We start from the raw sequence: 19010 nt of genomic DNA, 5'->3' as shown, positions 1-19010 counted from the left end.
TTCTCTATTCGAGATAATAAACTATCCACGAGTTTATAGCCGGTTACAAAACGATTTATCCATCGACCTGTAACCGTGTCTTATGGACTTCGAGCTGACAGACGAACAGCAGGCCGTTCGTGACGAGGTGCGACGATTCGCGGAGAACGAGATCGAACCGATCGCCAAGGAGTACGATCAAGAAGAGAAGTACCCGTGGGAGATCATCGACAAAGCCGCGGAGATGGGGCTGACCGGCGCAAACATCCCCATCGACTACGGCGGTGCGGGCTACTCGGCCCTCGAAGTCGCCATCATCATCGAGGAACTGTTCGCCGTCGACGCCGGCATCGGTCTCTGCGTGACGAGCACCGCGTTCGGCGCGGACGCCATCCGCGAGTTCGGTACGGAAGATCAGAAAGAGGAGTACCTCGCACCCATCGCGGCGGGCGACGCCATCATGGGCACCGCCATCAGCGAACCCGACACCGGTTCCGATGTTTCCTCGGTCTCCACCACCGCCGAGAAAGACGGCGACGAGTGGGTCATCAACGGCAACAAGATGTGGATCACGAACGGGTCGGTCGGCGACTTCTTCGTCGTGATGTGCCAGACTGACCCGGACGCCGACGACCGTTACTCCGGATTTTCCCAGATCATCGTGGAGTCCGACCGCGACGGCTTCGAAGCAGACAAGATAACCGGGAAGCTCGGCATCCGCGCCTCCGACACCGCAGAACTCATCTTCGACGACGTGCGTGTCCCCGAGGAGAACCTCGTCGGCACGCGCGGCATGGGTTTCCTCCAACTCATGCAGTTCTTCGACGAAACGAGAACCGCGGTCGCCGCGCAGGGCGTCGGCATCGCTAAGGGTGCCTGCGAGCGCGCTCTGGAGTACGCCCAACAGCGCGAGCAGTTCGGTCGCTCCATCAGCGAGTTCCAAGCCATCCAGCACAAGCTGGCCGAGATGCACACGCAGACGGAAGCCGCGCGCAACCTCACCTACAAATCGGCGTGGAGCGTGGCGAACACGGACGACCAGTTGACCCAACTCGCGTCGATGGCGAAGGAGTACGCCTCCCGCGTGGCCGTCGAAGTGGCCGACGAAGCTGTCCAGATTCACGGCGGGTCGGGATACGTCAACGATTTCGACGTGGAACGCTTCTACCGCGACGCGAAGATCACTCAAATCTACGAGGGAACGACCGAGATTCAGAAGAACATCATCGCCCGTGAACTGCTCGGTAAAGGATTCTGACCTCGCATCGACCACCTAACTGCTTAGGCGTCGTTCTTTTCTTTGTGTCTGGCTATTGTGAAGTCGATGGGTTCTGACTCGCCTGAGATGCCGAACATTGATACGGAAGCGAACGGCGACGAGGAAGACGAACTCGACGTGACGCAACTCGACGTGACGCTGGAGTTGTTGGCGGATCGGCGTCGTCGTTACGCGCTGTACTATCTCAGAGAGCAGGAGGGGGGCATCGAAGTGGACGAACTGGCCCGCCGAATCGCCGAGCGGGACGACCGCACGCGGGCGAGAAATCACGACCAGATTCAAACCGAACTCCATCACAAACATCTTCCGAAGATGGAAGCCGCGAACGTCGTCAAACGAGACGCTGACGCGATACGCTTGGGTCGGTCAGCGAGTTCGTTAGAGCCCTACCTCGATATCGCCGCAGAGTTGGAACGACCGCCGTAATTTCCACTTCAGTTCGGTCGTTCCGCGAACAACGACCACCGAGCCCCGAATTTCGGTCTATTTTTCTTCCGTTCGGAGAAGCCAGTCGAATCCGTCCAGCACCGCCTCCCTGCCGCCGGATTCGAGCACGCTCCCGTGTCCCGGAATCACGCGGTCGAAATCCCACGCCAACACCTCCCGAATCGACCGGCAAAGCGTCGCCTCGTTAGCCACCGTAAGCCGGAAATCGACGGGTGGACCGACTCGTTCGTACACGCCCGTAGCGCGTCCGAGGAGGCGGAGCGAGAGCGGGGCTTCCGGCGTGACGTGATAGCCGACGTCACCGAGGATGAGCGTCCGACTCGGGCGATGGAAGAAGGCGATTTCGGTGAGCCAGCGATGGCCCGCGATCGCGGTCTGGTCGACGTCGGCGCTCCACCGGGGGTCAGGTACGCTCCCGAGAAGCGAATCGAAGGCGAGGTCGGAGCGACGGGACGCGAGACCGGGGGCGGCGAGCAGTTCGGCGTCCGGATAGGCGTCCCGGTACTGCTCCATGTGCAGGTGGCCGTGGAGTTTGCTCGCGGGTGCGACGAACCGAACGCCGCCGAGGGCGTCGAGTTCCCGCTTCAACTCCGGCGTGAGTCGGGCCGGCGATTGGACGAACAGCCCTCCACTCGATAGGCGAACGACGGTCATGATGCGACCGATTTCGAGTCCAAAAAATCGTAGCGGCTCCTCGCGAATCCACAGGTCCGTATCGAGGTCGGTGAGCATATCGGGTTCTCGGCGTCCGCGAGGGATAGTTCCTGTTCCGGCCGATTGTCAGTTCGAGTTCCGGCGGTTCGCGCCCTTTCGGTCGTCCCATCCTCTCGGATCGGGAAGTTCTTATCCCCTCGCGTGGCGTACTCCCCGCCGACAATACGGCGGTCGTCCCGATTCTCGTCGCAGAACCGCCGGAATCGACACCGTGGATGGCGCGCGATGGCACTACAGAAAACCGACGGAAGGACGGAACGACAGTTCTCGACCGACCGGAAGTGGCGCGCGCTTCTCGTCATCGCGCTCGCCGAGTTGCTGGCGATGTCGCTCTGGTTCAGCGCGACCGCGGCGGCGCCGGAGTTGGCCGCGGCGTGGAACCTGACGCCCGCCGAAACCGCGTGGCTGACCGTCGCCGTCCAGTTGGGGTTCGTCGCCGGGGCGCTCGTATCGTCCGTACTCACGCTTTCGGACGTCGTGCAACCGCGGTACCTCTTCGCCGGGTCTGCGCTGGTCGGCGCGGCCGCAACCGCCGCCATCGCCGGATACGTCGAGTCGGCGGCTCCAGCCATCGCGCTCCGATTTCTCACCGGTGTCGCGCTGGCGGGCGTCTATCCGCCGGGGATGAAGATGATTGCGGGATGGTTTCGGTCGAATCGCGGCTTCGCCATCGGCGTCCTCGTCGGTGCGCTGACCGTCGGGTCGGCGCTCCCGCACCTGCTCCGGGGCGTCGGCGGCGTCGGACGACCTCGGGTGGTATTGTACGGTGCGGCCGCCCTCGCGGTCGTCGGTGGCCTGTTCGCGCTGTTCGTCGAGGAAGGGCCGTACCAGTCGCCGACCGCGCCGTTCGACCCTCGCGCCGTGGGGCGTCTCCTCGGCGACCGTGCGACCCTCCTCGCCAACGGCGGCTACTTCGGCCACATGTGGGAGTTGTACGCCGTGTGGACGTGGATTCCGACATACTTGTTCGCCAGCTTCGCCGTTCGGGGCGATGCGGTGTCGTCCGAACTCGCGTCTGTCCTCGCGTTCGGAGCCATCGCGATCGGCGGCCTCGGCGCGATGCTAGCCGGTCGTCTCGCCGACCGACTCGGGCGCACGGCGGTCACGAGCGCGAGCATGGTCGTCAGCGGCACCGCCTGCGTTCTGGCGGGGTTACTGTTCGGTGCGCCGCTGCCGGTCGTCGTCCCGTTCGTTCTGGCGTGGGGGTTCGCCATCGTCGCCGACTCCGCGCAGTTTTCGACCTGCGTGACCGAGTTGGCCGAACCGAGCTACGTCGGGACGGCGTTGACCCTCCAGACCGCCATCGGATTCTTGCTGACGACGGTGTCGATTCGGTTGATTCCGGTGGTGGCCGGAGTCGTCGGGTGGCGATGGGCGTTCGCGTCCCTCGCGGTCGGCCCGGCGCTCGGGACGCTCGCCATGCTTCGGCTCCGGGCGCTTCCCGACGCGCGAAAACTCGCGGGCGGTCGCCGATAGGGTTTCAGTCCGACTCGTACTCCGCCCAGATGTACCTCGTCGCAACCGAGCGGTAGGGACGCCACGCTTCGGCGACTTCGCGCATCTCGTCGCGCGTCAGTTCCCCGCCGTTTCCGTATAACTGTTCGATACCGCGCCGCACTGCGAGGTCGCCCAGCGGAAGGATATCCTCCCGTTCGAGCACGAACAGGAGGTACATCCGAGCGGTCCACTCGCCGACACCTTTGATTTCGGTCAGCAGTTCGACCACTTCGTCGTCCGAGTGCTCGGCCAACGCCTCCTTCGTGTAATCGTTTCGCCGGAAGGCGCGCGCCGCGTTCTTCATGTACTCGACTTTCGTGCGCGAGAGGCCGGCGTCTCGCAGTTCGGCTTCGCCCGCGGCCAGAACGGTATCGGGCGTCACGTCGCCGAGAAGATCGAACACCCGATTCTTGACGGCGAGCGCGCTCGCCGTCGAGAGTTGCTGGTTGATGATGGAGATACAGAGTCGTTCGTACTCCGACCAGTTCGTCTCGGAGTAGGGTTCGTGTTCGTCGAGGAGGGTCGCCATCACGGGGTCGTTTCGGAGGATGGATTCTGCGTCGTCGTTCATGGCTCGAACTCTTTCGTTCGACGGCAGTAGGAACCCGACGAGAAAAGGCGTTACCCTTCGTGTTCTTCCTCTTCTTCCTCCCGCTCCGCCTCGTCGTCGTCCACCCGGCGTCGAACGTCCACCTGATAGTTCGAGAGGATGTCGCGCCCGAGCAACACGGGGTAGTCCATGTGACCTCTATCTTCGATGCTCGCGGTGACGGTGTGGCGGTTGCCGCCGACGCCGATGACCACGTCCACCACGGGGCGGGATTTGCTGGCCTTCCGACTGCCGGATTTCACGCGAGTCATGCTCTTTATCGGCCCCGCACCGATCTGCGCCGCGAGCTTGGTGTCGATGCTCGACCGAGTCGCCCCCGTGTCGGATTTTGCGACGACCGTCTCGGAGCCGCTCGTCCCGCTCACGAGCACTTCCTCGGTGTAGCCGATGACGATCGGGTCGGTCGGCTCGGGGCTGGTGCTCGTCGGTTTACAGTCCGGCGTCGAATCGTCCAGCGTCGCGGAGAGTTCATCGACTCGGTCGCGGTCGACCTCGCCGCCCGCCTGTTCGATGGCGACTTGCGCGATGTAGGGAGCGGCGCTCCGGCCCGTCGCCCTGTAGAGTCCTTTGAATCCCGCCGTCGGGTTCACTTCGAGAACGTACCAGCCGTCGTGCCCCTCGATGAGGTCGACGCCGGAGTAGTCGAGCCCGACGATCTCGGTCGCCCGGCGAGCGATTTCGGCGGCCTCGTCGGGGAGTTCGTCGGTCATATCCTCGACGTCGCCGCCGAGCGCGACGTTGGTTCGCCAGTCGTTCTTGGGCGCGTAGCGGTTCATCGCGCCGACGATCCTATCGCCGACGACGTAGACGCGGAGGTCGCAGTGGCGTTTCTCGTCCCGCTCGATGAGTTCCTGCAAGAACGCCTGTCGCTCGCCGACGCGCGGGTTGACCATCTCATCCACGCCGACCTTCCACGTCCCGCCGCCGTGGGTTCCGATAGCGGTCTTGTAGACGGCTTCCTCGCCGAACTGCGCGCGCCCGTCGTTCAGGCGGTTGTTGTCGAGCGCGAGGAGCGCGTCCGGAACCGGAATACCCGCCTCGGCGAGGCTCGTCGCCGTGGAGAACTTGTGAATCGCGGTCATCACGGAGCTGGGTTGATTGAGAACGGGGATGAGGGAGTCGTAGATGTTGGCGAGGCCGAGCGCCTCCGAGGGCTGTTCCGTCTTCGAGAGGAGGAGTCGGTTGGCGACGATATCTATCTCGGGTTCGAGCGTCACCCCTCCGTCTCGAATCTCGACCGCCGTGTTCTCTTGGCGGAGCCACTCGGGTCGGTGGCCGAGGTCTTGAATCGCATTGCAGATCGCTTTGGTCTCTTTGCTGTTGTGTAGACTGAGTACCCCGACGCGAACAGGTGAGCCATCAGCAGCCATGTACGCTACCTTTCGTCTGTTCTGTCTTAAAACGTTTCCAGTGGCGTAGAACAGCAATGAAGGCCCTCTGATTAATTTCGATGGTGGATATGTGTAGTCACATGTTTTTATAGGGCGACCTCCGAGTGGTGGACATGACCGGGGCAGAGTCGGACGCGTTCACGTACAACGGCGGCATCGTCGAGCCGGGTGAAACGCAGAACATCCGATACGGAATCAGCGAGACGTATCTGGGCGACCCGGTGCGCATCCCCGTCACGATCATCAACGGTAAGCATCCCGGCCCCACGGTCTTCCTCTCGGCGGCGGCCCACGGCGACGAACTCAACGGTATCGAAGTCGTCCGCGAGGTGGCCCACGAGTGGAACCACGACGGCCTCCACGGAACCATCGTCTGTCTCCCCGTGCTGAACGTCCCCGGTTTCCTCGCCCAGCAGCGCTACCTTCCCATCTACGACCGCGACTTGAATCGCTCGTTCCCCGGCCGCGAGGACTCGACGAGCGCGAAGCGGATGGCGGCCCAAATATACCGAAACTTCATCGAGCCGTGCGACCTCGGCATCGACTTCCACACGTCGACGCGCGGACGGACGAACATGCTCCACGTTCGCGCCGACATGGAGCATCCAGAGGTGGCTCGATTGGCCCGCGCGTTCGGGTCGAACGTCCTCATCTCCTCCGAAGGTCCGTCCGGAACGCTCCGCCGGGAGGCGACCGAAGGCGGTGCGCCGACCATCACCATCGAGATGGGCGAAGCCCACCGGTTTCAGCGTCACTTCATTGACCAGGCGCTCGAAGGCGTGATGAGCGTCTTCGCGGAGTACAACGTCCACCCGGACGACCCGGTGAAGTGGCCCGGCTGGCGGACGATCATCGACGACGAGAAGGAGAAGACGTGGCTCCGCGCGGACGCGGGAGGACTCGTGGAGATGCACTACGACCGCGGCTCGCTCGTCTACGAGGGGACGCCCATCTGTACCATCACGAACCCGTTCAAAACCGAGAGCGAGTCGGTCGAAGCGCCCTTCACTGGTCTGCTCGTCGGCGTCCTCGAGAATCCGGTGGTGTATCCGGGCAACCCCATCTGTCACATCGTCGAGCTGAACGCCGACACGCGGCGGGCGCTGAAACACGACCGGGCGCGGGCGGAGACTGAAGGGGACGTGCAACCGCCGGGCTACGTCGGCACGCCGGAACCGGCGGAGCAGTGAACCGGCGTCGAACGCTTCCTCCGCGAGTTCGCTCGTGGACGACCGGCGCGCGGAGTACAGCAGACAGATCGACTCCGAGAACAGCCCGCAGTTCTACTTCTAACCGTCGTCCGCGTTTTTGCGGCAGACCAGCGGCAGGTAGTAACTTCTATTTGTCCCCGGTTCCGACCATCGAACTGGTATGAGTCAATCGTACAACCGAGGCCTCATCGAGGACTTCGGCCGGTGGCGCGAGTTCACGGCCGGGATGTGGGCCTGGATCTTCCACAAATTCACCGGGTGGGTGCTCATCGGCTACCTGTTCACGCATATCGCAGTTCTGAGCACCGCTACCGCCGGTGATGTGGTCTACACCGAAACGATCCGGGGCCTCGAACGTCTCCTCATCGTCAGAGTCGGTGAGGTCGGTCTGCTCGCCGTCGCCGTCTTTCACATTATCAACGGCGTCAGACTCCTCTTCGTCGACCTCGGCGTGGGACTCGAATCGCAGGACAAGAGCTTCTACATCTCGCTCGTAGTGACCGCCATCATCGTGCTGGCGAGCGTTCCGACGTTCATGGAGGGGGCGTTCGGCTGATGGCTGAGCGTTACTCCTCGTTCCGGAGCGGGAGCCTTCCGTGGCTCCTCCAGCGCGTCACGGCGGCGTTCCTCGTGGTGGTATTGGCGTTCCACTTCTTCCTGCTCCACTTCGTCCACCACCCCGCAAACATCGAGTTCGCGGGAACCCGGGCGCGGATGTCCCAGTGGGGCTACTTCCTCACGATGACGTTCTTCCTCGTGACGGCGACGTTCCACGGGGTGAACGGCGTCTACGCCGCCCTGCTGAATCAGGGTCTCACGGGAAGTCAGAAGACCGCCGTGAAGTGGGTGCTCGTCGTCGCCGGCGTGTTGCTCGCCGCGCAGGGAACTTACGTCGCACTCGTCATGAACGGAATGATATCATGAGCACGCAACTACCCGAAGAATCCGAGACCGAGACGGAAGCAGAGCGCACCGAGACCCCCGGCGACCGCAGACGGGCTGCGAAGCGGTCTCGTCAGCAATCATCCGGGGCGCAGGAATCCGCCGAAACGGACGAGGAGACGATCCACATCAAGGTGTTCCGCTACGACCCCGAAATCGAGGGGAAGATGGAACCGCGGTTCGACGACTTCCACGTCCCCTTCACGAAGGGGATGACCGTCCTCGACGCGCTGATGTACGCCCGCGACCGCTTCGACACGACGCTTACCTTCCGACACTCGTGTCGGCAGGCCATCTGCGGGAGCGACGCGCTGTTCATCAACGGCCGCCAGCGACTCGGCTGTAAGACCCAGATATCGGAGATGGACGAGCCGGTTCGCGTCGAACCGCTCCCGCACGCCGAGGTCGTGAAAGACCTCGTCGTGGACATGGAACACTTCTACGACCAGATGCACTCGGTCGAGCCGTACTTCCAGACGGACGAGAAACCGAGCGACGACCTGGAAGAACAGCGCCAGTCGCGCGAGAACCGCGAGAAGATCAAGATGTCCACGCGCTGTATCTGGTGCGGTGCGTGCATGTCCTCGTGTAACATCGCGGCGGAGGACAACCACTACCTCGGCCCGGCGGCGCTGAACAAGGCGTATCGGTTCGCCATGGACGAGCGCGAAGGCGAGCAGTCGCGCGAACACCGGTTCGAGTCGCTCGACCAAGAACACGGCGTCTGGCGGTGTCAGACACAGTTCTCCTGCACGAACGTCTGTCCGAAAGATATCCCGCTGACCGAGCACATCCAAGAGCTCAAGCGCGAAGCGGTGAAGAACAACCTCAAGTTCTGGTAACGCAAACTCAGAGACAATGTACGAACACGACGTAATCGTCGTCGGTGCTGGCGGTGCGGGGCTCCGTGCGGCCATCGCGGCCCACGAGGAGGGGGCGGACGTCGCCCTCGTTTCGAAGCTCCACCCCGTGCGAAGCCACACCGGCGCGGCGGAAGGCGGTATCAACGCGGCGCTTCGACAGGGTGACTCGTGGGAAGACCACGCCTACGACACGATGAAGGGGTCGGACTATCTCGGCGACGCCCCGGCTATCGAGACGCTCTGTCAGGACAGCCCGGAAGAGACGATCCAGCTCGAACACTGGGGGATGGCATTCTCGCGCGAAGACGACGGCCGAGTCTCTCAGCGACCGTTCGGTGGCCTCTCATTCCCGCGAACGACTTACGCCGGGGCGGAGACGGGCCACCATCTGCTCCACACGATGTACCAGCAGGTGGTCAAGCGCGGCATCCAGGTGTATGACGAGTGGTACGTCAGCCGACTCGCCGTCACGAACCACGACGATCCCGAGGCGCGCGAGTGCCACGGCGTCATCGCATACGACATCAAGTCGGGTGAAGTGGAGGGGTTCGCCGCCCGTAACGGCGTCATCCTGACCACGGGCGGTCCGGGGCAGGTGTACGACCACACGACGAACGCCGTGGCGAACACGGGCGACGGAGCCGCGATGGCCTACCGCGCCGGCGTTCCGCTGGAGGACATGGAGTTCATCCAGTTCCACCCGACGACGCTCCCCTCGACCGGTGTGCTCATCTCCGAGGGCGTGCGCGGCGAAGGTGGCATCCTCTATAACAAGGACGGCGAGCGGTTCATGTTCGAACACGGCTACGCCAACAACGTCGGCGAACTCGCGTCCCGCGACGTCGTCGCCCGCGCCGAACTGACCGAGGTGAACGAGGGGCGAGGTATCGAAGACGAGTACGTCCACCTCGACATGCGCCACCTCGGCGAGGAACGCATCATAGACCGCCTCGAAAACATCCTCCACCTCGCGGAGGACTTCGAGGGCGTCGACGCGCTGGAGGAACCGATGCCCGTCAAACCCGGCCAGCACTACGCGATGGGCGGCGTCGAGACGGACGAAAACGGTGAGACCTGCATCTCGGGGCTGTACGCCGCGGGCGAGTGCGCCTGCGTCTCGGTGCACGGCGCGAACCGTCTCGGCGGGAACGCCCTGCCGGAACTCATTGTCTTCGGCGCTCGCGCCGGTCGGCACGCCGCGGGCGCGGATCTCGGCGCAGCGAAGATCACGACCGGTAAGACCGACGACACCGAGCCCGGCGAGGTCGAAACGCCGGTCGAACCGGGGGCCGTCGAAATCGGGGACGAAGACGCGGTGGCGGACGGAAGCGGAGCCACGCTCGTCGACCCGACCCGGACCGTCGAGTCGGCGCTGGAGGCCGAACGCGCTCGCGTCGAACACCTCCTCGAAAAGGACGAGGGCATCCAGCAGGCCGAACTTCGCGCGAAACTCCAGCAGTCGATGACCCAGAACGTCAACGTCTTCCGGAACGAGGAGGGCCTCAAACAGGCGCTCCGCGACATCCGCGACGTGCGCGAGGAGTATCAGGACGTGTACGTCAACGACCCTTCGCGGACGTACAACACCGACCTCATCCAGACCATCGAGATGCGGAACCTCATCGACCTCGCCGAGGCCATCACGCTCGGCGCGCTCGCCCGCGACGAATTCCGCGGTGCGCACTGGCGCCAAGCCCATCAGGAGCGCAAAGACGAGCAGTGGCTCAAACACACGCTCCTCTCGTGGAACGACGGGACGCCGGAACTCTGGTTCAAGCCCGTCATCCTCGAAGGTGCCGAAAAGGAGTACGAACCGAAGATTCGGAGCTACTAGAGTCGATAATCGTCCGCTATTTTCCGGCCGGTTTCCGCGCTATCCGGCGAGTCCGAGCATCGAGAGCAGATCGACGCTCCACCCCATCGCGTCGACGACCTTGTAGCCGAGGTAGATGCCGACGATACCCATCACGCCGGGGAGTTCCGGCGGGGCGGGAATCGGCACGCCGAGAAACTTGAAGAACGCGCCGGTGAGCAGTCCGGTCAGCAGTGCGAAGGCTGTTAGAGCGAGATTCATCGGTACGCTCACTGCGTACAGAACCGTGAAAAGTCGTTCGAAGTCAGCGGTGTTGCGACAGCGTTCGCGACTCCGAAAGCGGCATCGAAATCCACGCATCGTCTCGCGTCACGTCCGCGATGACGGCCAGTTCGTCGCCGTCGTCGTCCTCGTCGACGGCGAACATGACGTCGTCGGTGAGCTGTGCCTCCGGGTCGTCGATTGCGCGTGTCCAGTTCAGGGTAATCACCGTGATTCGACTCGGTCCTCGTCGAGGGACTCGTCCGAGTCTGGGACGCAAACCCCCTTTGTTATGTAGCGCCATCCACCCCGGTAGCCGTAGCTTACCGTCGCTCTTCCTCGCGTTCAGCGGTTCAACGGCCGATAATCGTCGCTCCGTCGTCGGTCGTCGGGGTACGCGCTGGATAACAAAGTACCGTTCCGGATTACGTCGTTCACGGACTGATTTCGATGTCGTTCGGAGAACAGATGACGAGACAACACCGCACGAAAACCGACCGTTCGAGGCACGCATGAGCCACGAAACGACCGAATCGCTGTTGAATCGCATCGCCCGACCGATGTTCGAACTTCCCGCCGACCTCGTGGGAGTCGTCGCTGCGGTCGCGGCGGTCGCGTTCACGCTCGCACAATCGGGCGTGCGAGGGACGCCGGTCGCCGTCGCACTGGGAATTCCGTTCGTTCTCTTCGCGCCGGGATACGCCCTCGTCTCCCTCCTGTTTCCGGGGGCGGGGCCGTCCCATCGCTCGGGATGGACGAGTCCGGCGCAGGTACGACGCGAGGGAATCACACCGGGCGAGCGCGTCGCGCTCTCGTTCGGCAGCAGTCTCGCGCTCGTCCCGGTGCTCGCGCTCGGACTCTCGCTCGCCCGCGTTGGGTTCGAACCGCTTTCCGTCCTCGTCGCCGTCTTCGGTCTCACGCTCGCCCTCTCGGTTTTCGCGGCGGTTCGTCGCGTCGACGTTCCGGCGGACGACCGATTCGGCGTTTCGGTTCGGGATAGCGCTTCCCGACTTCGCGGCGCGCTCTTCGACGCCGAATCGGGTGCCGACGTGGTGTTGAACGTCGTGCTCGCGCTGTCGGTGGTCGTCGCGCTGTCCGCCGTCGGGTACGCCTTCGCCGCGCCGCAGGACGGCGAGCAGTTCTCGCAGCTATCCCTCCTCACGCAGGAGGACGGAAAGTACGTCACGGAAGGGTATCCGGAATCGTTCGAGGTGGGCGAGCAGAAACCCGTGCACGTCGCCGTCGGAAACCACGAAGGGGAGTCGGTCGAGTACACGGTCGTCGTCCAACTCCAGCGCGTCGACCAGCGGCCAGGCGGGAGCGCCCGAATCGTCGACCGAGTGGAGTTAGACCGATTCGGTCATCGCGTGGCGGCCGGCGAATCGTGGCGAACGCGCTACGTCATCAGCCCGACGATGGCCGGGGAGAACTTGCGATTGGTGTTTTTGCTATACCAAGGCGACCCGCCTGACAACCCGACGACGAGCAACGCCGACGAACACGCCCAAATCTGGATAGACGTGGCAACATAATGTGGCCGTGGGAACACCTCGCGTTCGGCTATCTCCTCTACTCGGTGTACAGCCACCTCGGAACCGGTCGATCGCCGCGGAGCGACGCCGTCGTCGTCCTCGGAATCGCCACCCAGCTCCCCGACCTCGTGGACAAACCGCTCGCGTGGTCGCTCGCGGTGCTACCGAGCGGTCACTCGCTGGCGCACTCGCTCCTCTCCGCGCTTCCGCTCTCGGCGCTCGCGCTGGTGCTCGCACACCGCGCGGGCCGGAGCGACGTCGGCGTCGCGTTCGCGATCGGCTACCTCTCGCACCTCGCGGGCGACGTGATCTATCCGATCGCGGTCGGCAAAGACCCGTTCCTCGGATTCCTGCTGTGGCCGCTCGCTCGCGTCCCGAGCGACCGGTCGAGCATGGGCTTCCTGGCCCAGTTCCAGAAGTATTTCGGGGAGTACCTCACCTACCTCGACGACCCCGCGGTGACGGGTTACCTCGCGCTCGAACTCGGGCTGTTGCTCACCGTCTTCGTCCTCTGGCTGTTCGACGGGATGCCGGGAGTTCCGCGAAAACTCGCCGTCACGCGCCGCTGATCGAGGATACGAGTCGATTTCGAATGAGAAACACTTCTCGGGGAGCGAGGCGTCGCAGTAGTGGCAGAAGGCTCTGGTGCGGTCGTTTCGCGCGCCGCAATTCGGTCGGTTGAACTTCCGCGTATCGACGTCCGCGCCCGTTTTCACCAGTCCGAATCCGACAAGCACCATGCCGACCACGAGGACGCCGAGCGGGCCGCCGAACATGAGACCAATTCCGACGGCCATGACCACGATACCGCCGGTGAGCAACGGTTTCTCCATACGTCTCGCGCATCGCCCGCGGATAAAAGTCTTGTCAGGATTCGGAGTATGACCCTCGATGCCCGACCGATACCCGACTGCTACCTGAATCGCTTGTACACGTCCGTCAGCAGGTTCATCATCCGAGTTCCGCGCTCCAAGCTGTAGTAGCGCACGAGTTCCGGGTCGAACTTCGCCTTGTAGCCGCAGAGTCGGCGCTCGTTCGCGCCCACGAGGTCGTAGCGGGGGATGCCTTCGTCCATCGCGTCGCGCATGATGGCCCAATCTACGAGGTCGTTGATGGGCACGTCACGGGCGTGTTTCGCGCCGCCCTGCCACCGGTATATCCGCGAATCGTCCGCCAGCGCTATCATCCCGCCCGCGAACTCGCCGTCCACGTCGCAGACGTAGGGTCGAACCGCCCCGTCCGGCAGGCTCCGGTAGAGGTCGACGGCGAAATCGGGCGAGAGGCGGTAGGGTTCGCCCTGCTCGTCGTGGCGGGCTTCGACCTGTCGGATTATTCGCCGAATCGCTTGCGCCCCGCCGACGTGGATGTCGTAGCAACTCTCGTCGGTGCGAGTGTTGCTCCGGGCGTCGCTGCTGAAACTCGACAGCACGCTCTCCTCGCCGGGCGTCAGGTCGACCTCGTAGGTGTGGCGCGGCAACACCTCGAAGTCGTTCCACTCGAACGGTCGGATATCCTCGTACCGCCCGCCCGTCCTGACGTGGACGTACTTCGGCCCGAACTCGCGGTCTAACCAATCGAGACAGCCGTCGACGAACCGACGATGTCTGCGCTCGGCCTTCCGCCGCTTCAGCTTCTCCATGTTCAACAGCACCGGGCCGAGGTGGGGAAGCCAGAGGTTCGGCGGCGGCGAGAAGGTGGTCGTGACGCCCCCCTTCGAGATGGTGAAGGCCGGAAACAGCCCGACCGGTTCCTGTCCCTTGAAGCCGACGAGGGGATGGAACGTCGCTCCGGTGTGGTCGGCCTGCACTTCGAGGGCTTCCAGTCGGTGGAACACGTCGCCCTGCGGCGATCGCTCCACATAGTCGTTCCAGCGTTCGAGGTCGTCCGCCCGTTCCACTCTGATGCCGTCGTTCTCTATCGTGATGCTCATTCGAGATATCCGAGATCCGCGAGTCGCGCTTCCACGCGCTCGTCGTCTGTTTCGACCGTCTCACCCGCGTCGAACGCGGGGTAGCTCTGCTCGCCCGCCGACTCGACGACCGGGAGGACGCGCCCGTCCATCCGGTCGCTCGCGGGGACGCCGAACGTCGCCAGAATCGTCGGAGCCACGTCGAATAGGTGGGCGCCCGCGCAGGTCGCGTCGGCGTCGATTCCCGCGCCCGCCGCCGCGAAGATTCCGTCGAGTTTGTGGTTCCACGGCTCTCGGGGCGTGCCGAACCGCCGGCCCCGCAGTTGCGCGGAGAGGAACTGGTCGAAGTCGGCGGGAACGCACACCACGTCTACCGCGTTCTCGCTGTACGGTCCGTCGAAGAACGCTTCGCGCGGAGCCACCGTCTCGAAGACGGGGTGGCCGTCCGGCGTGCGAACGCCCCGGAGCTTCTCGACCAACTCCGAGCGCACCTCCTCATACTGCTCGGGCGGGACGACGCCCTTGGGTTCGCGCCCTTCGAGGTTGATTCGGACACCGCACTCGATTCGGTCGCGCATGTAGGCGACCGAGTTCGGGAAATCGACCTGCTCCGTGGCGGCGCGGATGAAGTTCTCCGGAACGTGCTTTGCGACGAACTTCTCCATCCCGACGCGTTCGAGGACGGCTCCGATTCGCTGGCTGGTGATTCCGATCCGTGCGGCGGTCGCCAACCCGCGCTCCGCCCAGTTTCGTTCGCGGGGGGAACTCTCTTCCCCGCGCTCCAACTGGTTGCTCGCGATGGTCGACCATGAGGGCATTCCCTCGCCGCCGCGAACCGTCTCGACGTACCCCTCGTCATGCAGGAAGTCGTTGACGCGGAACTCGTAACCCGTGTATTCGCCGATACCGTGATCGCTGGCGATCATGACCGTGTCGGGGTCGCAGACGTCGAGAATCTCGCCGACCTGTTCGTCCACCGCTTCGTAGACGGTTCGCGCCACTCCGTCCTCGCCGGGATGCTCGTGGAAGACCGTGTCGGTGCTCTGGAACTGGACGAACCCGAAATCGGGGTCGAAGCGGTCTGCGAGGTAGCGAAACGCTTCGCCGCGCATTCTGACGAGACGGTGATACCACGCGATGGACACGTCGGTGGGGAGGTTTCGCGGCGGGTACACGCGATAGCCGCCGATTTCGTTCCGCACGTCTTCTAGCAGTCCCTCAGGGTGGCAGGTCGGATTCTCGGGGGCCGTGTACCCCGGCAGAATCGCACCGTCGAACGCCCGGGGCGGATGGGTCACTGGTGCGTTGACGACGACGCTCGAATAGCCGTGTCGGTCGAGCAGCTCCCAGAAGGTGTGTTCGTGAACTCGACTCGCGTTCACCACGTCCCAGTCGTAGCCGTCGAAGTCGAGGAACCCGAAGACGCCGTGTTTGCCGGGGTTCACCCCGGTGTACATCGAAGGCCACGCGCTGGGCGTCCACGGCGGAATCTGCGATTCCAGCGGCTCGGACGACCCCTCGGCGAAGATCGACCGCAGATGCGGGAGCGCCCCGTCCTCGAACAACGGATCGAGGACGGATCGACACCCGGCGTCGATGCCGACGAGAAGTGTCTTTATCTGACAATCCATGCTGTAACGGAAAAGTCCATCCGAAGCCTTTGTTATGCGCTCGTTTCCGGCGTCGTAGCTCGGTCGTACCCCCGGATATCGCCGTCGGACCGAGTTTTCGGTCGAACGTTCTGCAACGGTGAGTTTCTCGTCGAACCGCGGTTCGCATGGCGTGTGAGGGGGAGTACGAAGCGATTGACACGACATAAGCGTCGCTTGCCCCGCTTCGGCGCTCGCGTTCGGCTGGGCCGCCGCGCTCGTATTCGGAAGCAAGCGGCGAGCCGAACCACAATTTACTTAAATAACTGTGATAGCATTGAAACCATAGTGGCACGCGACGACGGCGCGCGAGCGACCGGAACGACGATCGGCGGTTCGGCGAAAATCGGTCGGCGCGGCGATACCCTTCGATGGGAACGGTGCGGCGTTCGTCCCGACGAAGACGTTCGGGGGCGGAGACGGCTTTTACGGCGGGTTCCGAAACTGCGGAACCGAGCGGGGTAGCGGGCAACCGAGGCGGTAAGGCATCGTTGCCGGACGAAAGCGCCCCTTTCTTCTGATGGCTACCTGACAGCAGTCTCATTTAAATTCTGGGAATCACATTGAGCCAGAATCGAAATCTACTTAAATCGGTAATGTGGCATTGAATCCATGGCACGCGACGAGACGGCACGCGATTCACCAGAGATTGGTCTCCTGAACCGGCGTTCGTACCTTCGATTCGCGGGAGCGACCGCGGCGTCGTTCGCGGCGGCGGGGGCGGCGAACGCCGCGGAGTACCGGACGATTACCGTTTCCGCAGGCGAGACGCAGACCATCGACATCGGCGACGGCGAGACGTTCGAGAACGTTCTCATCGACATGACCGCGGACGGCGCGTCGGCGCTCGTTCGCACCAGCGGCTCCGGCTGGACGATTCGAAACGTCGGCTTCAAGGGCATCCACCCAGGCGGGCACTACCTCCTGAACCCCGGCGTCTCCGACCCGGACGGAACCGGACTCGTGGAGAACCTCTACATGGGCGACGGACAGGTCGCCGGCTCCGACAGCGGCGGTATCTGGCTCAACGCGAACCTACCCCACCGCGGCACCATCACCTTCCGTAACGTCCACGTCGCGGGGATGATCGACAACGGGCTGTACGGTTCCGGGCCGGGCGCGCAGGGATACGGCGGCAACCTCCACGTCGAGTCATCGTACTTCAAGGCGAACACCATCTCGAACGTCCGCCTCAACGCGAAGGAACGACCCTGCCGAGTCATCGACACGGTCGTCGATTCGCGGGGGAACAAACCGTGTCGCACCGGTTGTTCGGCCCCCGGTTCGACCAACACTCGCGCGGTCTGGTCGTGGTACGGCGAGACGCACCTCCGCAACTGCGACATCCTCGGCGACATCACCTCGGTTAAGGGCGGGTCGGTCACGCAGACGAACACTCGAACCGGCGATGCGGCCGACCTGACGCCCCCGAAGGGCGTTCCGACGTCCGCGGAGCAGGCCGCTAGCGGCGCGGGAAGTTCGGGCAGTGGCTCCGGCGGCGGTGCGGGTGGAAGTTCGCGTACCGGTTCGGGAAGCGGTTCGAACGGGCGCTCCGACACCGAGTCGGGCAATCGCACGCAGCGCATCCAGCGGAAGAAAGCGAAGACGCGAGGATTCCCGAACGTCCTGAGCATCTCCAGTTCCGACGCTTCGACCGAATCGACCTACGAGTTCGCCGTCTCCGGCGAGGTCGAAAAATCGACCGACCGCGGGGCGTCGAAGGACGACGAGGACTCGGTCGAAGACAGTACGGTCACGGGAGCGGTCGCCGGAGGCACCGACAGCTATCGCTTCTCCGGAACGCTCACGAAGTTCGGCCTCGACGGGAAGGCGACCGTCTTCCTCAACGGCGAGCGAGTCACACCAGGGAAACTCGGCCTACCGAAGACCATCGTCGTCGACGGCAGCGCCGACGCCGACGACACCAGCACCTACTCCTTCGACGTGAGCGGCGCGGTGAAGAAGGACGGCAACCTCGGTTCGGTGAACTCGTTAGACACGGTCTCCGGCACACGAGTGAAGGGGCAAGTCATCGACGGCAAGGACGGGTACCGCTTCTCCGGCGATCTGAACCGCCTCGAAGTCGACGGAAAGGCGCTCGTCTGGGTCGCCAAAGAAGGTGGAAAATGAACCGGCTTCGGTGGGAACGCGTGGCATCCGACCCCGACCTCGAAGGCGACCTCGGCTACGAACTCGACGAGTGGGAGGTGATACGAGCGCGGAAGAACGGAGCCGGCCACCTCATGTTCCTCCCGAAGGACGAGGAGATGCTCCGCGACGACGCGTTCATCCTCGCCGACGCCGACGCGGTCTGTAATGTCGAACACCGGCAGTAGTCACTGTCCTTCGGCGCGCCGTAGCTCCGGCGGCATTCCCTTCACGGTTCGCCGCCGATAGTAGAGATACTGGCCGATGGCCGATAGCGCGTACGCGACCAGAATTATCACCGCGACCGCCAGACCAGAGAGGAGCGAGAGCGGATAGATCTCGAACCAGACGCCGCCGACGAGCGCGATGCTCCCGAATGAGAGCGCAAGGTAGTAGCGGTCCCACGGAATCTCCGGTTGCGAGACGTCGCCGAGGTAGGAGTCGAGTTCGCGGGCGCGTCGGGAGAGGTGCACGTTGCCCGCCTCGCGCTCGTACTCGACGATTCCGGCGTCGTCGAGTTTCGGAAGATGCGTCTGATAGAGCGAGATATAGACGCGCTTTCGCTGCTCGCTCGTCAACCCGCTCGGCGTGGTGTCGTTCTCCCACGCCGCCACTTGGTCGGTCAGGTCGGACAGTTCGACGGTTCCCCCCTCCCGCCGAAGGAAGTAGAGCGCGTATCGCCGTCGAGGACTCTTCAGCACCTCGAACACCTGATCCTGCGAGAGACCGGAACTAGCCATCGTATAGAGACGGAGCTTGACGACC

22 protein-coding genes are annotated in these 19010 nt (G+C 63.9%); 14 read left to right on the top strand and 8 right to left on the bottom strand.

All coding sequences use genetic code 11. The features are described from left to right. Window positions 1-82 precede the first annotated feature (82 nt). Together LIW51_RS10665 and LIW51_RS10660 are read left to right on the top strand one after the other, a co-directional pair. Window positions 83-1237: an acyl-CoA dehydrogenase family protein gene (locus LIW51_RS10665; protein ID WP_227374118.1), complete on the top strand. Its 1155-nt coding sequence runs from the start codon at window positions 83-85 to the stop codon at window positions 1235-1237. Window positions 1238-1324: 87 nt separating this feature from the next. Continuing rightward, window positions 1325-1684, top strand: coding sequence for a DUF7344 domain-containing protein (locus LIW51_RS10660; RefSeq protein WP_227374117.1), 360 nt, complete (start codon window positions 1325-1327; stop codon window positions 1682-1684). A 57-nt stretch (window positions 1685-1741) separates the two neighbouring features. Here the strand turns inward: LIW51_RS10660 and LIW51_RS10655 are convergent, their stop codons facing one another. Beyond that, window positions 1742-2437, bottom strand: coding sequence for a DUF4336 domain-containing protein (locus LIW51_RS10655; RefSeq protein ID WP_227374116.1), 696 nt, complete (start codon window positions 2435-2437; stop codon window positions 1742-1744). A gap of 207 nt (window positions 2438-2644) precedes the next feature. Between LIW51_RS10655 and LIW51_RS10650 the strand changes: the two genes are divergently transcribed. Further along, window positions 2645-3895, top strand: a complete 1251-nt coding sequence (locus tag LIW51_RS10650) for an MFS transporter (RefSeq protein ID WP_227374115.1) — start codon at window positions 2645-2647, stop codon at window positions 3893-3895. 4 nt (window positions 3896-3899) lie between these two features. On the opposite strand, the gene LIW51_RS10645 is transcribed toward LIW51_RS10650, so the two are convergent. Continuing rightward, window positions 3900-4487 carry a DNA-3-methyladenine glycosylase family protein gene (locus LIW51_RS10645; protein ID WP_227374114.1) on the bottom strand — a complete coding sequence of 196 codons (588 nt, stop codon included), beginning with the start codon at window positions 4485-4487 and terminating at the stop codon, window positions 3900-3902. A 50-nt stretch (window positions 4488-4537) separates the two neighbouring features. After that, window positions 4538-5896: a RimK family alpha-L-glutamate ligase gene (locus LIW51_RS10640; protein WP_227374113.1), complete on the bottom strand. Its 1359-nt coding sequence runs from the start codon at window positions 5894-5896 to the stop codon at window positions 4538-4540. A 134-nt stretch (window positions 5897-6030) separates the two neighbouring features. Between LIW51_RS10640 and LIW51_RS10635 the strand changes: the two genes are divergently transcribed. The 5 genes from LIW51_RS10635 to LIW51_RS10615 all read left to right on the top strand — a co-directional run bounded on the left by LIW51_RS10635 (window position 6031) and on the right by LIW51_RS10615 (window position 10767). After that, a complete protein-coding gene (locus tag LIW51_RS10635) occupies window positions 6031-7107 on the top strand; it encodes a succinylglutamate desuccinylase/aspartoacylase family protein (RefSeq protein WP_227374112.1) in 1077 nt (358 codons plus the stop codon). Between the two features lie 181 nt (window positions 7108-7288). Continuing rightward, window positions 7289-7684, top strand: a complete 396-nt coding sequence (sdhC, locus tag LIW51_RS10630; RefSeq protein ID WP_227374111.1) for a succinate dehydrogenase, cytochrome b556 subunit — start codon at window positions 7289-7291, stop codon at window positions 7682-7684. Further along, window positions 7684-8052 carry a succinate dehydrogenase hydrophobic membrane anchor subunit gene (locus tag LIW51_RS10625; protein WP_227374110.1) on the top strand — a complete coding sequence of 123 codons (369 nt, stop codon included), beginning with the start codon at window positions 7684-7686 and terminating at the stop codon, window positions 8050-8052. The genes sdhC and LIW51_RS10625 overlap by 1 nt, the downstream gene beginning before the upstream one ends. Beyond that, complete coding sequence (locus LIW51_RS10620) at window positions 8049-8912, top strand: succinate dehydrogenase/fumarate reductase iron-sulfur subunit (RefSeq protein WP_227374109.1); 864 nt, start codon at window positions 8049-8051, stop codon at window positions 8910-8912. Before LIW51_RS10625 ends, LIW51_RS10620 begins: the two co-directional genes overlap by 4 nt. 16 nt (window positions 8913-8928) lie before the next feature. Then, the gene (locus LIW51_RS10615) at window positions 8929-10767 is read left to right on the top strand and encodes an FAD-binding protein (protein WP_227374108.1); all 1839 of its coding nucleotides are present in this window, start codon (window positions 8929-8931) and stop codon (window positions 10765-10767) included. A 39-nt stretch (window positions 10768-10806) separates the two neighbouring features. On the opposite strand, the gene LIW51_RS10610 is transcribed toward LIW51_RS10615, so the two are convergent. Beyond that, window positions 10807-11007 (bottom strand): XapX domain-containing protein, encoded by a 201-nt coding sequence (locus LIW51_RS10610; protein WP_227374107.1) that lies wholly within the window; start codon window positions 11005-11007, stop codon window positions 10807-10809. Window positions 11008-11050: 43 nt separating this feature from the next. Beyond that, window positions 11051-11236 carry a DUF7556 family protein gene (locus tag LIW51_RS10605; RefSeq protein ID WP_227374106.1) on the bottom strand — a complete coding sequence of 62 codons (186 nt, stop codon included), beginning with the start codon at window positions 11234-11236 and terminating at the stop codon, window positions 11051-11053. A gap of 283 nt (window positions 11237-11519) precedes the next feature. On the opposite strand from LIW51_RS10605, the gene LIW51_RS10600 reads away from it, so the two are divergent. Genes LIW51_RS10600 through LIW51_RS10590 form a run of 3 tightly spaced genes read left to right on the top strand, consistent with a single transcriptional unit; the run spans window position 11520 to window position 13519 of the window. Then, window positions 11520-12539: a DUF1616 domain-containing protein gene (locus LIW51_RS10600; RefSeq protein ID WP_227374105.1), complete on the top strand. Its 1020-nt coding sequence runs from the start codon at window positions 11520-11522 to the stop codon at window positions 12537-12539. Further along, window positions 12539-13108, top strand: a complete 570-nt coding sequence (locus LIW51_RS10595; protein WP_227374104.1) for a metal-dependent hydrolase — start codon at window positions 12539-12541, stop codon at window positions 13106-13108. Before LIW51_RS10600 ends, LIW51_RS10595 begins: the two co-directional genes overlap by 1 nt. Before the next feature lie 60 nt (window positions 13109-13168). Continuing rightward, window positions 13169-13519 carry a hypothetical protein gene (locus tag LIW51_RS10590; protein WP_227374103.1) on the top strand — a complete coding sequence of 117 codons (351 nt, stop codon included), beginning with the start codon at window positions 13169-13171 and terminating at the stop codon, window positions 13517-13519. On the opposite strand, the gene LIW51_RS10585 is transcribed toward LIW51_RS10590, so the two are convergent. Both LIW51_RS10585 and LIW51_RS10580 read right to left on the bottom strand, forming a co-directional pair. Continuing rightward, entirely contained in the window at window positions 13453-14469 is a 1017-nt protein-coding gene (locus LIW51_RS10585; protein ID WP_227374102.1) for a lipid II:glycine glycyltransferase FemX, read from the bottom strand. The two genes, LIW51_RS10590 and LIW51_RS10585, sit on opposite strands and share 67 nt — an antisense overlap. Beyond that, on the bottom strand, window positions 14466-16079 hold the full coding sequence (locus LIW51_RS10580; protein WP_227376786.1) for an alkaline phosphatase family protein: 1614 nt from the start codon (window positions 16077-16079) through the stop codon (window positions 14466-14468). The genes LIW51_RS10585 and LIW51_RS10580 overlap by 4 nt, the downstream gene beginning before the upstream one ends. Window positions 16080-16385: 306 nt before the next feature. Here LIW51_RS10580 and LIW51_RS10575 point away from each other — a divergent pair, with 306 nt between their 5' ends. The 3 genes from LIW51_RS10575 to LIW51_RS10565 all read left to right on the top strand — a co-directional run bounded on the left by LIW51_RS10575 (window position 16386) and on the right by LIW51_RS10565 (window position 18433). Further along, complete coding sequence (locus LIW51_RS10575; protein ID WP_227374101.1) at window positions 16386-16562, top strand: hypothetical protein; 177 nt, start codon at window positions 16386-16388, stop codon at window positions 16560-16562. A 147-nt stretch (window positions 16563-16709) separates the two neighbouring features. Next, entirely contained in the window at window positions 16710-18227 is a 1518-nt protein-coding gene (locus LIW51_RS10570; protein WP_227374100.1) for a hypothetical protein, read from the top strand. Next, on the top strand, window positions 18224-18433 hold the full coding sequence (locus LIW51_RS10565) for a hypothetical protein (RefSeq protein WP_227374099.1): 210 nt from the start codon (window positions 18224-18226) through the stop codon (window positions 18431-18433). The genes LIW51_RS10570 and LIW51_RS10565 overlap by 4 nt, the downstream gene beginning before the upstream one ends. Here LIW51_RS10565 and LIW51_RS10560 read toward each other — a convergent pair whose 3' ends face one another. Next, complete coding sequence (locus tag LIW51_RS10560) at window positions 18434-18985, bottom strand: DUF7344 domain-containing protein (protein ID WP_227374098.1); 552 nt, start codon at window positions 18983-18985, stop codon at window positions 18434-18436. Window positions 18986-19010 lie beyond the last annotated feature (25 nt).

The organism is Haladaptatus halobius, from assembly GCF_020618475.1.
In the GTDB taxonomy this organism is placed as follows: domain Archaea; phylum Halobacteriota; class Halobacteria; order Halobacteriales; family Haladaptataceae; genus Haladaptatus; species Haladaptatus halobius.
This window is presented reverse-complemented; position numbering and strand designations above follow the sequence as displayed.